Source organism: Flavobacterium ginsenosidimutans (assembly GCF_003254625.1).
Classification (GTDB): Bacteria; Bacteroidota; Bacteroidia; order Flavobacteriales; family Flavobacteriaceae; genus Flavobacterium; species Flavobacterium ginsenosidimutans.
This window is the reverse complement of the sequence record NZ_QJRJ01000077.1, coordinates 264,617-279,399: the sequence shown is the minus strand read 5'-3', so window position 1 is coordinate 279,399 and position 14,783 is coordinate 264,617. Positions and strand designations below refer to the sequence as shown.

17 protein-coding genes are annotated in these 14,783 nt (G+C 33.3%); 14 read left to right on the top strand and 3 right to left on the bottom strand.

Annotated elements, in window-relative coordinates:
- The first annotated feature begins 113 nt into the window (after positions 1 to 113).
- The 4 genes from DM444_RS13175 to DM444_RS13160 all read left to right on the top strand — a co-directional run bounded on the left by DM444_RS13175 (position 114) and on the right by DM444_RS13160 (position 2,663).
- A complete protein-coding gene (locus tag DM444_RS13175; RefSeq protein ID WP_111287358.1) occupies positions 114 to 470 on the top strand; it encodes a hypothetical protein in 357 nt (118 codons plus the stop codon).
- Positions 471 to 622: 152 nt separating this feature from the next.
- Positions 623 to 1,072: a hypothetical protein gene (locus DM444_RS13170; RefSeq protein WP_239455677.1), complete on the top strand. Its 450-nt coding sequence runs from the start codon at positions 623 to 625 to the stop codon at positions 1,070 to 1,072.
- An 84-nt stretch (positions 1,073 to 1,156) separates the two neighbouring features.
- A complete protein-coding gene (pheS, locus tag DM444_RS13165; RefSeq protein WP_111287355.1) occupies positions 1,157 to 2,176 on the top strand; it encodes a phenylalanine--tRNA ligase subunit alpha in 1,020 nt (339 codons plus the stop codon).
- 79 nt (positions 2,177 to 2,255) lie between these two features.
- The gene (locus tag DM444_RS13160; protein ID WP_111287353.1) at positions 2,256 to 2,663 is read left to right on the top strand and encodes a hypothetical protein; all 408 of its coding nucleotides are present in this window, start codon (positions 2,256 to 2,258) and stop codon (positions 2,661 to 2,663) included.
- A gap of 129 nt (positions 2,664 to 2,792) precedes the next feature.
- On the opposite strand, the gene DM444_RS13155 is transcribed toward DM444_RS13160, so the two are convergent.
- The 3 genes from DM444_RS13155 to DM444_RS13140 form a co-directional block, all read right to left on the bottom strand.
- Positions 2,793 to 3,788, bottom strand: a complete 996-nt coding sequence (locus DM444_RS13155; protein ID WP_111287351.1) for an NAD(P)H-dependent glycerol-3-phosphate dehydrogenase — start codon at positions 3,786 to 3,788, stop codon at positions 2,793 to 2,795.
- Between the two features lie 343 nt (positions 3,789 to 4,131).
- Positions 4,132 to 5,289, bottom strand: coding sequence for an iron-containing alcohol dehydrogenase (locus DM444_RS13150; RefSeq protein WP_111287349.1), 1,158 nt, complete (start codon positions 5,287 to 5,289; stop codon positions 4,132 to 4,134).
- A 399-nt stretch (positions 5,290 to 5,688) separates the two neighbouring features.
- On the bottom strand, positions 5,689 to 6,459 hold the full coding sequence (locus tag DM444_RS13140) for a type 1 glutamine amidotransferase domain-containing protein (protein ID WP_162614964.1): 771 nt from the start codon (positions 6,457 to 6,459) through the stop codon (positions 5,689 to 5,691).
- Between the two features lie 85 nt (positions 6,460 to 6,544).
- On the opposite strand from DM444_RS13140, the gene DM444_RS13135 reads away from it, so the two are divergent.
- From DM444_RS13135 to DM444_RS13090, 10 genes are all read left to right on the top strand, one after another.
- On the top strand, positions 6,545 to 7,450 hold the full coding sequence (locus DM444_RS13135) for a LysR family transcriptional regulator (RefSeq protein ID WP_111287345.1): 906 nt from the start codon (positions 6,545 to 6,547) through the stop codon (positions 7,448 to 7,450).
- A 44-nt stretch (positions 7,451 to 7,494) separates the two neighbouring features.
- Entirely contained in the window at positions 7,495 to 7,851 is a 357-nt protein-coding gene (locus tag DM444_RS13130) for a PKD domain-containing protein (protein ID WP_111287343.1), read from the top strand.
- Between the two features lie 113 nt (positions 7,852 to 7,964).
- Complete coding sequence (locus tag DM444_RS13125; protein ID WP_111287341.1) at positions 7,965 to 8,657, top strand: NUDIX hydrolase; 693 nt, start codon at positions 7,965 to 7,967, stop codon at positions 8,655 to 8,657.
- A gap of 74 nt (positions 8,658 to 8,731) precedes the next feature.
- Complete coding sequence (prs, locus tag DM444_RS13120; protein WP_111287339.1) at positions 8,732 to 9,565, top strand: ribose-phosphate diphosphokinase; 834 nt, start codon at positions 8,732 to 8,734, stop codon at positions 9,563 to 9,565.
- On the top strand, positions 9,562 to 10,089 hold the full coding sequence (locus DM444_RS13115) for an NADAR family protein (RefSeq protein ID WP_111287337.1): 528 nt from the start codon (positions 9,562 to 9,564) through the stop codon (positions 10,087 to 10,089). Before prs ends, DM444_RS13115 begins: the two co-directional genes overlap by 4 nt.
- Before the next feature lie 49 nt (positions 10,090 to 10,138).
- Positions 10,139 to 10,687, top strand: coding sequence for an RNA 2'-phosphotransferase (locus DM444_RS13110; protein ID WP_111287335.1), 549 nt, complete (start codon positions 10,139 to 10,141; stop codon positions 10,685 to 10,687).
- Between the two features lie 19 nt (positions 10,688 to 10,706).
- Positions 10,707 to 11,546, top strand: a complete 840-nt coding sequence (locus DM444_RS13105; protein ID WP_111287333.1) for an ADP-ribosylglycohydrolase family protein — start codon at positions 10,707 to 10,709, stop codon at positions 11,544 to 11,546.
- A gap of 2 nt (positions 11,547 to 11,548) precedes the next feature.
- Positions 11,549 to 12,280 (top strand): metallophosphoesterase family protein, encoded by a 732-nt coding sequence (locus tag DM444_RS13100; RefSeq protein WP_111287331.1) that lies wholly within the window; start codon positions 11,549 to 11,551, stop codon positions 12,278 to 12,280.
- Positions 12,281 to 12,283: 3 nt separating this feature from the next.
- Positions 12,284 to 13,222, top strand: coding sequence for an ADP-ribosylglycohydrolase family protein (locus DM444_RS13095; RefSeq protein ID WP_111287329.1), 939 nt, complete (start codon positions 12,284 to 12,286; stop codon positions 13,220 to 13,222).
- Between the two features lie 6 nt (positions 13,223 to 13,228).
- Positions 13,229 to 14,698, top strand: a complete 1,470-nt coding sequence (locus tag DM444_RS13090; protein WP_111287327.1) for a nicotinate phosphoribosyltransferase — start codon at positions 13,229 to 13,231, stop codon at positions 14,696 to 14,698.
- Positions 14,699 to 14,783 lie beyond the last annotated feature (85 nt).

Sequence of the window (14,783 nt, the reverse complement as noted above, 5' to 3'; positions counted from 1 at the left end):
GAACTATGTATCTTTGCAAATCAAAATTTAGAGTATAGATTGCGATTCTGCCCCCTTCAGAATAGATTTTTAAATCAGCAATCTAAGATCTACAATCAAAAAACATAAATTAAATGTCTAGAGATACACAATTAAAAGAGCGATGGGAAAAGCTCGTTGATATACTTTCCAATCAGTTTTCGCAAGGCGAAGACTTAGATTTGGATGCCATAATTTACCTAATCGGAGTTCAGGAATACGGAAAAGTGCACCGTGAATACAAGAAAGACGAAAAACTGAATTTAATGCACATTGCAATCTGCCGGTTGCTAGAACCATACGGATTTTACGAATTCGAATATTTCGACGATGAAGGCTGGCCTCATTACAAAGTAAAAGAAAATTTGCCACCGCTAAAAGCTGGTGAACAATCGGTTTTAATGAAAGAAGCGATTGTAAATTATTTTTTAGAACGAAAACTTATCGATTAGAGTCTAGTTTACAGTCGAAGTCTCAGTTTACAGTTTGGACTGCGACTGCGACTGAATACTGAAAACTAAAGAAAATGTGCAGATACGCAATGATATCTTATAAGCCTCATTATGCTTGTTTTAATTGTCGAAAGACCTTTAAAAGAAGATTGATGGTTGATGTGAAAAAAGGAGAAACATCGGTTTTTGAAGCCAAATGCCCGCAATGCGGAGAATTTATGGCAAATATGGGACTAGATTTTGAATCACCTAAAAAAGACGATGTCAAAAAGTGGGAACATATTAAAAGTTTGTTTTCTGTAGGTATTACATTTCACTCCTGCAGTTGCAGTGGGCCAGGCTATATTCCGAATTCTAAAGAAAAATTAGTGGAATATTTTGAAGGGATAAAAAAAAGATATCTTGAAAATATGGGCTTTTGGCGCACTAGAATCGAACCAACGAATAAACAAGAAAAAGAACGGGATTTAAATAAAAATTGGAATAAACTAAGCAGTATTTCTTCTAATTACAAAAAGGAAATAGTAACCAATCAGAAAGGTTTAGATTATTGGCATGTAAAGATTAAACAAGTTGAAGAAAAGTTAAATCTGATAAAATAATTTACAGAAAACCTAAAACTGCGACGGTGACCGCACACTTTCAACTAAAAACACTAAATTTGTACTCTCAATTATCGAAGGAAAATGATAGATAAGATTAAACAGCATATAGAGGAAGCTAAAGCCTTTAATGAGAAAAATAAAGAATCGTTAGAACAATTCCGTATTAAATATTTAGGAAGTAAAGGTTTGTTGAAAGAACTTTTTACCGAATTTAAAAATATTCCAAACGACCAAAAAAAGGATTTTGGACAAGTAATCAATACTTTAAAAGCCGTTGCTGAAGAGAAAGTAAGAGTTATTCAGGAAGAACTTGAAAGCAAAGAGGAATCTAAAGGCGTTTTTGGTGATTTAACACGTTCAGCAGAACCAGTAATTATTGGTTCTCGCCATCCTATTTCTATCGTTAAAAATCAGATTATAGATATTTTTGCTAATATCGGATTCAACGTATCTGAAGGTCCAGAAATCGAAGACGACTGGCATAACTTTACGGCATTGAATTTACCAGAATATCACCCAGCGCGTGATATGCAGGATACATTTTTTATTCAGACAAATCCAGATGTTTTATTGCGTACGCATACATCATCGGTTCAGGTGCGTTATATGGAAAATCATAAACCGCCAATCCGTACGATTTCTCCAGGACGTGTTTTCCGTAACGAAGCGATTTCATCTCGTTCGCACTGTATTTTCCATCAAGTGGAAGGATTATACATTGATAAAGATGTTTCTTTTGCCGATTTAAAACAGACTTTGCTTTATTTCACTAAAGAAATGTTTGGAAAATCTAAGATTCGTCTTCGTCCATCATATTTCCCATTTACAGAACCAAGTGCTGAGATTGATATCTATTGGGGATTAAAAACAGAAACTGATTACCGTATCACAAAAGGAACAGGTTGGTTAGAAATTGGTGGCTGCGGAATGGTAGATCCAAATGTTCTTAAAAACTGCGACATCAATCCTGAAGAGTATAATGGTTTCGCTTTCGGAATGGGAGTAGAGCGAATTGCAATGCTTTTATACCAAATTGGCGATATCCGTATGTTCTATGAAAACGATGTTCGTTTCTTAGAGCAGTTCAAAGCAAATATTTAAAAATAAAGTTATTAGTAAATAGTGATTAGTGAGAAGTTTTCTTTCTAATCACTATTTACTTTTTACTAATTACTAGATTATGAAAAAAGATATAATAATTCCAGAAGTCGAAAACGTATTTCTTGCCGCAGTGCAGGAATGGAGCGACGATTTTATGGAAAAAGTATGGTACGCTTATTTAGTTAATGACAGCGATTTTAATTTAGACAGCGTAATGGTGGTTTCGAAAGCTTTTGGAACTATTGACGGCGAAATGAAAAAAACGTCAATTCTGCGTCATGCTTTTGTTGAGGTTCCTTCTGTCTCTGTTGTAAAAATAGAATTGGTAGAAAAAAGCCTTTTAGCACTTAACAACGAATTCATGGTGACTTTCTTCATTGGAAATACTTTGTACGATAAGAAGTTCATTTTTAAAGCCAATTCTCTTGACGAAAATAAAACGGAAGAAGTGCCGATTTTGTTTGTTGAAGGAATTATGGTGAAATAGTTTTCAGTCGCAGTCGCAGTATTCAGTTTAAAATTGAAATTAAGCGTTAAAATAAAAAAGTCCGAAAAAATATTTTTTCGGACTTTTTATTTTATTGTAACTGATCACTAAAAACTGACCACTGAATACTTAATCCAAAGATTCAGTCAATTTCTTGAAAACCGTTTTAGCATCTTTTCCTTCGTATAAAACAGCATAAACAGCGTCTATAATTGGCGTTTTCGCTCCGTAACCTTGATTTAGTTTATAGGCACTTTTTGTTGCGTAATAACCTTCGGCAACCATACTCATTTCCATCATGGCACTTTTTACGGTGTAACCTTTTCCAATCATATTTCCGAACATTCTATTTCTAGAGAAAACAGAATATCCAGTAACCAATAAATCGCCCAAATAAGCTGAATCATTGATGTTACGTTTCATTTTATGCACTTTTCGAATGAATTTCTTCATTTCACGAATCGCGTTACTCATTAAAACGGATTGGAAGTTGTCGCCATAACCTAAACCATGAGCAATTCCGGCAGCGATAGAGTAAATGTTTTTTAGCATTGCAGCATATTCAGTACCGATAATATCGTCTGAGATTTTGGCTTTGATATAATTTCCAGAAAGTGTTTTAGCTACAGTTTTAGCTTTATCAGGATCACCGCAAGCAATTGTCAAGTAGGAAAGTCTTTCTAAGGCAACTTCTTCTGCATGGCACGGACCTGTAATTACTCCAATATTGTAATATGGAATGTCGTATTGAATATGGAAATGTTCTCCAACAATTAAACTAGTTTCAGGAACAATTCCTTTAATAGCAGAAAAAATAATTTTATCTGATAAAGAAACCGTCATGTTTTTTAATTCGGCATCTAAGAAAGCAGATGGAATTGCAAAAATGATATAATCTGCATATTCTATCGCTTCGTTTATATTGTTGGTTAATTTGAGTTTTTTGGTATCAAATTCAACAGAACTTAAGTAGTTCGGATTGTGTTTGAATTTCTCGATATGCTCGATAGCGGCATCATTGCGCATGTACCACGAAATTTCAGAAAGATTTACACATAACATTTTTGCAATTGCCGTTGCCCAGCTTCCACCACCAATCACTGCAAATTTTAAATTTTCGCTCATTATTTTAATAATTTAAAACAAAAGTACTTAATAATGTGCTAATAAAGCAAAACCTGATTTAAGAAATTTTGAAAAGACACTTTAATAGCAATGACTTTCAAGATGTTTAAGTTTAAAAATGTTTTTTTTAAATGCTGTACAATAAAATAAATCGTTGTGCGTTATAACATTTTATAAATTAGAATTTTAATGAATTTAGAAAAAATTGAGTTAGTTAGTTTTGTTTTAGTATTTTGAAAAGGCGTTCCTAAATTTATTAAGAACGCCTTTTTTATTTTTAGTTTTCAGTCACAGTGCCAGTTTTCAGTTATATGCAAAACGGTAATGTCGCTGAATACTCCGATTAATATGAAAGTTCAACAATTGATCTTACTTTATCTAAAGTCACTAATTGATTTTCTCCTAAACCTTTCCAGCCTCTTTCTTCAAAACGATTTACGATAAAATCTGCTGTATTTGAATATTCCTTTGTATATTGAGAAAGTTTCGTGTCCATTCCCATTTTATGGAAAAATTCTACGGTTTTGTTGATCGCTTCTTTCGCCACTTCTTCGTCAGAACCAGTTAAGTTAAAGATTCTTCTTCCGTATTGCGCTAGTTTTGCTTTTTTAGTTTCAAACATTACATGGTATAAACTTGGGCCAATAATCGCCAAAGTTCTTGCGTGATCAATTTCGTAAAGCGCTGTCAATTCGTGACCAATCATGTGAGTTGCCCAATCACTTGGAACACCTTTTTGGATTAATCCGTTTAAAGCCATTGTACAGCTCCACATAAAATTAGAAGCCAAAGTGTAATCAGTTGGGTTTTCTACGATTCCAGGACCAACTTCAATTAAAGTCTGAAGAACACCTTCGGCAATTCTATCTTGAAGAAAAGCATCAGTTGGATACGTTAAATATTGTTCCATAACGTGTGTGTAAGCATCTACAACACCATTTTCGATTTGTCTTTTTGGTAAAGACGAAATTACTGTCGGATCACAGATTGAAAATTGAGGAAATAAAGCGCTTCCGCCAGAAGATAATTTTTCTTGAGTTGCTTCAATTGTTACCACATATCCAGAATTCATTTCACTTCCTGTTGCCGGTAGCGTTAAAACAGTTCCAAATGGCATTGCATTTTCTTTAATCAAAATACGTTTCTGCAAAATGTCAATCGGATTTCCTTCATAATGAACAGCGCCCGAAATAAATTTCACGCCATCAATTACAGATCCGCCACCAACAGCCAAAATAAAGTCGATTTTTTCAGCTTTGATCACATCAACAGCTTTCATTAAAGTTTCAAATCTCGGATTTGGTTCAATTCCGCCAAATTCTACAATTTCAAAACCTTTAAGATTATTGATTACTTGATCGTAAATTCCGTTTTTAAATATACTTCCGCCTCCATAAGCCAAAAGCACTTTTGCGTCTTTTGGAACTAAAGTCGAAAGTTTTTCAATTTGTCCTTTTCCGAAAACTAAATTAGTCGGATTGTATAATTCAAAGTTGAGCATGATTTTTTTTAGAGTTTCTAAGATGCTAAGATTCTAAGAGATTAAGTTTTTTTAACTTGATCTTAGAATCTCAGCATTTGTTTATATTAATTTTGATGATCTATAATATTGAAAGAATCATAGATTATTGTTTTCCAAGATTTCGATTATTCTTACGTAATTTGGATATTGTTTCAATCTAATATATTCCAATAATGTTTTTTTAGGATATTCGGAAATCCAAAGCTCTATACTATCAGAAAGGTCATGATAATTTGTTTCATGAAGTTTTTCATATAAATCCAACATCTTAAATAATGAAGATTCTTCATTTATTAAAAATTCAGATTCACAATCTTCTAATGTTTTCTTAAATTGATTGTAGTATTGTACTTTAGTTTCTTTCAAAATAAACTATAATTATTTTTTACCATTAAGCTCTAGTAACAACTTGCCAGCTACCAATTTAGATGAAGCTGGATTTTGTCCTGTAATTAAAAGTCCGTCTTCAACTGCATACGGTTGCCAGTTTGGACCTTTAGAAAAAATTCCTCCATTTGATGCCAAAGCATCTTCCAATAAAAATGGAACTACTTTAGTTAAACCAACTGCTTCTTCTTCTTCATTTGTAAAACCAGTTACTTTTTTACCTTTTACTAAATATTCCCCTTTTACTTTTACGTTTTTCAAAACAGCAGGTGCGTGACAAACAAAAGCTACTGGTTTATTGTGCGTGTAAAAAGATTCGATTAAAGCGATTGAACTTTTATCTTCAACTAAATCCCAAAGCGGACCGTGACCTCCTGGATAAAATACAGCGTCGTAATCTTTTTGGTTAACTGTAGAAAGCTTCAAAGTATTTTTTAGCTTTTCCTGTAAAACCTTATCAGCGTCAAAACGTTTTGTGTCTTCAGTAGCTGAAGCTGGATCGGCACTTTTTGGATCAATTGGCGGCTGACCTCCAAGCGGAGATGCAATTGTAATTTCAACGCCTTGATCTAATAATTCATAGTAAGGTGCAGCAAATTCTTCTGACCAAAATCCTGTTTTTTCTCCTGTATTGCCCAGTTTATCATTACTGGTAACAACAAATAATACCTTTTTCATACTCTTTTTGTTAGATTTTTGAGCTTCAGCAGAAATGCTTACAGCTGTAAATGCAGTTATTGCGAATAGTGCTATTTTTTTCATAATTTTAAATTTTGAACAAATTTACGGCTAAAGTGATATCAGTAAAAATAAAATAAACTATGTTTGTTATAAATAAATTTATGACATGGTAAATCTAGAATGGTACAGAACTTTTAAGGCAGTTTACAAAAACGGTAATTTTTCAGTGGCTGCGAAGGAATTATTTATGAGCCAGCCTGCGGTTAGTCAGCAGATATCAATGCTTGAAGCACACGTGGGAAATAAATTGTTTAATCGGAAATCCAAAGGAGTAGAGCCGACCGAATACGCTAAGTTACTGAATAATCTGATAATAGATGCGTTAGAAAGACTTGAAAATGTAGAAACTAGTTTTAGAACTAAAGCAGAAGATGCAAATCGATTAATTTCTGTTGGTGTTTCGCAGCATCTTTTTAGTTGTATTGGTAATCTTTTGATTTCAAAGTTCGAATTGATCGATTTTACTTTCGCCGAAAACGACGCTTTATTTGAATTAGTAGATTCTAAAAAACTTGATTTTGCAATTGTCACGAAAGGTTATGAAACTTTCGATACCAAATATGAAGTGGTTGGAAAAATCAAACTGATAATGGTTGCGCCAACTAGTTTAGATATTACCGATTTCCGTCACAAATTAAAAGCAGACAATTATACAGAAATCGAACAATGGCTGAATGAGCAAAAATGGTATAGCCATGATGCACGAATTCCGCATATAAAATTATTCTGGCTTCATGCCTTTAATAAAAAAAGACCATCTATGGTGCCAAATTATATTATTCCTTCAGAATCTGAAATGCTGAGATTATTGTCTAAGAATGAAGGAGTAGCGATAACTTGGAATTGTAATGCAAGAAAATTGATAAAAGAGAATAAACTGCAATTGGTATGGAATAGTTTTCATGTACCAGAACAATTTGTGTATTTATTGACTGCAAAAAATAGCAATACGAACTCGTTTTTTGAGACGATTTCAAAAGAATTAAAACTGTTTTTCGGTAATAGATTGTAGTAAAAATTCTATATATTTAAGGTGTTAATTTAAAAATATCAGTTATGAAAAGAATTGCAATGTTTTTAATCTTATTTACAACCTTATTTACTGGTAATTCGTGTAGCAAGAGTGATGCTGAAGATGTGGTAGATTGTTTGGCCGAAGCAGTTTATATCAAATTGCATAATTCTACAGATGCTACAAACCCGAAATTGATGAATTATTCTGTTGAATATTCTGGAACAGGAACTCTAAGTTCTGTAAAATGGAATTTTGGTGACGGAACAACAGGAACAGGAACAACGGTTACTCATACTTATGCAGCTGCTGGAGAATACACAGCAACAGCCGAAGTAACAATTAAAAAAGATGGATCAGAATGTACTTCAAGCCCAAAACGAACTGTTACAATAGAGTAGAGAAGAACAGAAAGAAAAAAAATATCAGAGAGTCAATTATGTGATTTATGCTTGTGCATTTGATCACAAAATTGGCTCTCTTTCTTTATATTTGTTTGATAGGATTTTTAAATATGGAAAAATTGCAAAATATTAGAATTGCTGTAGATGCTATTGTTTTTGGTTACAAAAGCAGTGGTTTGTGTGTTTTATTGATTGAACAGCAATTTGGCTCTTCCGAAAAATATTGGGCTTTGCCAGGCGGTTTGGTTAAAGATGAAGAATCATTAAACGATGCCGTTATTCGTGAATTGCATGAAGAAACCAATGTGCAATTAACTTTTATGGAACAATTGTACACTTTTGGAGATGATATTCACAGAGATTCTAGAAACCGAGTTATTTCGGTTGCGTATTATGCTTTGGTCGATGCTTCAAATTTAGAAATCAAAGCCGACACAGATGCAGAAAGAGTACAATGGTTTAAAATAGATGAAATTCCGCCTCTGGCATTCGATCATAATTTGATTTTAGAAAAAGGTATTGAGAGATTAAAAGCAAAATTGACTTACGAACCAATTGGTTTTGATTTACTTCCAGAAGAGTTTTTATTTTCAGATCTTGAAAACCTTTATTGCACCCTTTTAGAAAAAGAAATTGATCGAAGAAACTTCAGAAAGAAAATACTTAGTTATGGTATTTTAGAAGAAACAGAAAAATTTTCACCAATAAAAACGGGCCGTCCGGCAAAACTTTTTAAGTTTAATAAGTTGAAATATAACGAGTTAATTAAAAAAGGCTTTCACTTCGAAATAAAGTTTGCGTAATTTTTACACAAAATAAATTGTTTATTTAAAATTAAATTCTACATTTGCGTATAATTAACGCAAACTAAAAAACTATGATACTAAATCTCGACCCAAAATTCACTCCATTTCAAAATCAGGAAGAAATTAAATTTCAAAGTTTTACTTTCTCTGGAGGAGAACCACACATTAAAATCAATCCAGATTTTGATCGTAATCAGAAAATAACAATTACGCATAGATTAAATTCATTCAACGATTTAGGATTATTGTGCATTACAGTTGATGCTTTACGCAGAATGGATGTTAAAATCATCGATCTTTTTATTCCGTATTTTCCAGCTGCAAGACAAGATCGTGTTATGATTCCTGGCGAGCCTTTATCTGTAAAAGTGTATGCAGATATTATTAATGCAATGCAATTGAAAAAAGTTTTTGTTTTTGATGCGCATTCAGAAGTTACTCCAGCTTTATTGAATAATAGTACTGTGATTCCGAACTATACTTTTATCAAAGAAGTTCTAGAAAATATCGGAAATAATGTAAAACTAATTTCTCCAGATGGCGGGGCTTTGAAAAAAATCTACAAAGTTTCTGAGTTTTTAGGCGGTGTTGAAGTGGTAGAATGCAGTAAAAGTCGTGATGTAAAAACGGGAAAATTATCTGGTTTTAAAGTTTACGAAGATGATTTGGAAGGAATGGATTGTTTAATTGTAGATGATATCTGCGACGGAGGAGGAACTTTCGTAGGATTAGCTGAAGAATTAAAAAATAAAAATGCAGGCAAATTATACTTAGCGGTAAGCCACGGAATTTTCAATAAAGGTTTTGAAGTTTTAGATTGTTTCGATAAAATTTTCACAACCAATTCAGTAAAAGATTTTGAAGACCAAAGCGTTGTTCAAATCAAATTAGATCAATTAATATGAAATACAATATAGGAGATGTAGTTCCGGAAAGTAAGTTTTTATTTTTCTGGGGACATCAACCCGATAAAAGCGGAAAAATTACCAAAACCTGTTTCAGTCAGTGGTGGTTAAGTTCTTTTAAAGTAGATAAAGTTACTTATAAAACTGCCGAACACTGGATGATGGCCAAAAAAGCAGAATTGTTTCAAGATCAGGAAATTTTAGAAAAAATCCTTGAAGCCGATTCTCCTGCAGAAGCTAAGAAACTAGGTCGTGAAGTGAGAAATTATGATGACAAAGTCTGGTTAGAAAACCGATATGAAATCGTAAAAGAAGGAAACTATCACAAATTCAGTCAAAATGCTGATTTGAAAACTTTCTTACTAAACACTAAAGAACGAGTTATTGTTGAGGCAAGTCCCGTAGATCCAATTTGGGGAATCGGAATGGCAAGTGACCACAAAGATGTTTTAAATCCGAAAGCTTGGAAAGGATTGAATCTTTTAGGTTTTGCTTTGATGGAAGTTCGGGATGAATTAAAATAATTAGAAATTATAAAAAATAAAGATGTTCCATAGGAACATATCATAGGTAATGAATGAAAATATAGCAAAGAGCGTCAGCAAGTTTTTGAGCTTGGTGCTCAGACATTCGCCAGAAAAAATCGGATTAAAATTAGACGAAAATGGTTGGGCAGATGTTGACGAATTAATAGAAAAATGTACTAAAAAAGGGAATCGTCTCGACGCTGAACTTTTGGATTATGTTGTAGAAAATAACGATAAAAAGCGTTTCGCTTATAACGAAGATAAAACTAGAATCCGTGCAAGTCAGGGACATTCTATTTCAGTTGAATTGAATTTAGCAGAAACAGAACCTTATGAATATCTGTATCACGGAACTGTTGGAAAATTCATGGAAAACATTCAGAAAGAAGGCTTGAAAAAAATGAGCCGTCAGCATGTACATCTTTCCAAAGACAAAGAAACCGCAACAAAAGTGGGAAGTAGAAGAGGTGTTCCGCAAATTTTAACCGTTAGAAGCGGAGCAATGCACAGAGACGGATTTAAATTTTATTTGTCTGAAAACAATGTTTGGCTTACAGATGAAGTTCCAGCAAAGTATATCGAATTCAAATCTTAAATAATCAAAAGTAACAATTATGATTTTAGAAGCAGCAATAGGCGATGCATACGGTGCGGGTTTTGAATTTAGAGATTTAGATTTTATTTCTAAAAACAACAATCTGACTCAGTATGATAAACACGGAATGTATACAGAGATTTACAAAAAATATACCGATGATACTCAAATGGCAATTGCGATTTCAGAATTGCTTTTAGAAGATGATAATTGGAATGAGATTAAAGTAGCAGATAAGTTTGTTGAGGTATTTCATAGAGATAAAAGACGCGGTTATTCAGACCGAGTTTACAATGCTTTAGATGCCAGTAAAAATGGCTCCGATTTTATCAAAATAATCGATAATGGAAGCAGTGGAAATGGCTCTGCCATGAGAGCATATTCAATTGGACATCTTAAAGATATCAAACAAATACTCGAGTTCTGTGAGATTCAGGCGAAAACTTCACATAATACAGTTGAAGGAATAAGCTGTGCTAAACGTATTGCGCTGGCAGTTCATTATTTTAAGTATAATCTTGGTGATGGATCTACTTTGATAGATTTTTTGAACGAGACATTAAGTGAGAATGAAAATTATCGAATTACTTCTCCAATTGATATGCATGGATATCCAACCACACAAGCTGTAATTAAAATGGTTTCTGAAGCTGTTTCTATGAAAGATTGCCTAAAAACAGGAATTGGTTATGGTGGAGACACTGATACCGTTGCAGCATTGTCTATGGCAATTTTAAGTCAGAAACAGAATTGTGAGAAGACATTGCCTTTGTTTCTATATGAAGAGTTGGAAAATGATAAATTCGGAAAAGATTTTCTCATAAAACTGGATGTAGCTCTAAATAACAAGTTTTGTTAATCATGAAAAGAACCTTAGTTTTTGGAGATATTCACGGCGGATTAAAAGCTTTAATTCAGTTATTGGAAAGAGCAGATTATTCAGAAAAGGACCGATTTGTTTTTCTAGGAGATTATGTTGACGGCTGGAGCGAATCAAAACAGTTAATTGATTTCCTTATTGATTTATCTCAAAAACAGGAATGTGTTTTTATAAAAGGAAATCATGATGCTTGGTGTCAGGAATGGTTACAGAATGATGTTGTAAATGATATTTGGTTTTTGCACGGAGGAAAATCGACTATAGAAAGTTATGCCAATATTGATCTTTCAGAAAAAGAAAAGCATCGTCTTTTTTTTAGCTCGATGAAAGATTATTTTGTAGACGAAAATAACAATTTGTTCATTCACGCTGGTTTTTCATCGATGCACGGTCCAGACAAAGAACATTACAAAACCAATTATTCATGGGATAGAACATTGTGGGAAATGGCTTTGACGATGGATAAAAGAATTCAGAAAGATTCGCTTTCTTATCCAAAACGATTACTGCTTTTTAATGAAATTTATATCGGTCATACGCCGACACTTCATTATGATGTCGAAATCCCGATGCAAGGATGTAATGTTTGGAATATTGATACCGGAGCAGGTTTTTATGGAAAATTAACCTGCATAGAAGTTGAAACGAAAGGATTTTGGCAGAGCGATGTCGTACAGACATTTTATCCTAACGAAAAAGGAAGAAATAAGTAAAAAATGAAAAACACAATAGAACCTGGTTTATTTGGATTAGCGGTTGGTGATGCATTGGGCGTTCCAGTCGAATTTCAATCCAGAGCTTATTTAAAAGAAAATCCAGTTACTGACATGTTTGGCTTTGGAACACATCATCAGCCAATAGGAACCTGGAGCGACGATAGTTCTCTTGCTTTTTGTTTAGCAGAAAGTTTGTGTGCAGGTTATGATTTAAATGATATTGCTAAGAATTTTGTAAAATGGTATTCTGCAGATTTGTGGACACCACACGGACAAGTTTTTGATATTGGAATCGCAACTAGAAATGCAATTCTTAATATTTCTAAAGGACATCAGCCTGATTTATGTGGAGGATTTTCTGAAAGCGATAACGGAAATGGTTCATTAATGCGTATTTTGCCATTGGTTTTTTATCTTCAAAAAGAAAATGATATTGAAGTTATTTACCAAAAAGTAAAAGAAGTTTCGTCTATTACGCACGCACATTTCAGATCGGTATTTGCTTGTTTTATTTACGTAATATATTGTTTGGAAATTCTAAAAGACAAAGATAAATTCGAAGCTTATAAAGATATGCAGTTCGTTCTTTCTAAGTTTTTGAAAGATAAAAGTTTTAATTCTGTTGAAATAGGATTGTTTGATAGAATTTTAAAAAATGATATTTCTAAGTATAATGAAAACGAAATACATTCTTCGGGTTATGTGCTTCATAGTTTAGAAGCAAGCTTTTGGTGTTTTCTGAATTCGGATTCTTATGAAGAAACAGTTTTAAAAGCAGTCAATTTAGGGCAAGACACAGATACAACAGGCGCAATTGCGGGAGGATTGTCAGGAATTTATTTCGGACTTGAAAATATCCCTCAAAAATGGATTAATAATTTTGCTAGAGTAAAAGATATAAAAGATTTGACAGATCGATTGTCTATTAAATATAAATAAAAAAATATGAACCCATTACTATTAACCGACGGTTACAAAGTTGACCACAGAAGACAATACCCAGACGGAACGACAATTGTATATTCTAACTGGACACCAAGAAAATCAAGAATTGAAACAGTTGATGAAGTGATCTTTTTCGGATTGCAGTACTTCATCAAAAAATATATTATTCATGACTTCGAAGAGTATTTTTTCAAAAAATCAAAAGAAGAAGTAGTTAAAAAATACGCTCGCAGAATCAATAATTATTTGGGCGAAAACCAAGTTGGAATTAAACATATCGAAGATTTGCACGATTTAGGATATATTCCGATGGTATTTAAAGCTTTGCCAGAAGGCGCGAGTGTTCCATTGCGAGTTCCAATGTTTACGATGTACAATACAATTCCAGAGTTTTTCTGGCTGACGAATTATTTCGAAACATTACTTTCTGCAGTAGTTTGGTTGCCTTGTAATTCAGCTACAATTGCAAAAGAATATAGAAAAGTATTAGACAAATATGCAGTAGAAACGTCTTCTGTTCCAGAATTTGTAGATTGGCAAGCACATGATTTCTCAATGAGAGGAATGGGCGGAATAGAAGCGGCTCTAACTTCTGCAGCTGGACATTTATTGAGTTTTACAGGATCTGACACAATTCCTGCAATTGATTTCTTAGAAGAATATTACAATGCCAATTCAGATCAAGAACTTGTTGCAGGTTCAGTAGCAGCAACAGAACATTCTGTTATGTGTATGGGAACAACAGAAGGTGAGTACGAAACTTTCAAAAGATTAATCACAGAAGTGTATCCAAAAGGAATCGTTTCTATTGTTTCTGATACTTGGGATTTATGGAAAGTCTTAACGGATTATCTTCCGAGATTAAAAGAAGAAATTGTTTCAAGAGAAGGCAAAGTTGTAATTCGTCCTGACAGTGGTGATCCAGTAGATATTATCTGCGGAAATCCAAACGGAAAAACGGAACAAGAGAAAAAAGGTGTTGTCGAATTGCTTTGGGATGTTTTTGGAGGAACTACAAATACTAAAGGATTTAAAGAATTAGTTCCGCAAATTGGAGCAATTTATGGTGATAGTATTACAGTAGCAAGAGCAACTCAAATCTGCGAAAGATTAAAAGAAAAAGGATTTGCATCTACAAATGTTGTTTTAGGAATAGGGTCTTTCACGTATCAATACAACACGAGAGATACTTTCGGATTTGCGATGAAAGCAACTTACGGAGAAGTAAACGGAGAAGGAAGAGCAATCTTCAAAGATCCAATTACAGATGACGGAACTAAAAAATCGGCTAAAGGATTAATGAAAATCGATTTAATCGATGGCAAGTATCATTTAACTGATAATGTTTCTTGGGAAGAAGAAAAACAAGGTGAATTGAAAGAAGTTTTCAGAGATGGAAAACTTTTGGTTGATCAATCGCTGAGTGAAATCAGAACAAGAGTAAAAAGCGAAGTAAGCGTTGAAGTTTAGTTATAAAATGAAAGCCTGAATTTAAAATTCAGGCTTTTTTTGTGATTTGATTTTTTTACGTTCTGTTTGTCATTTCGACGAAGGA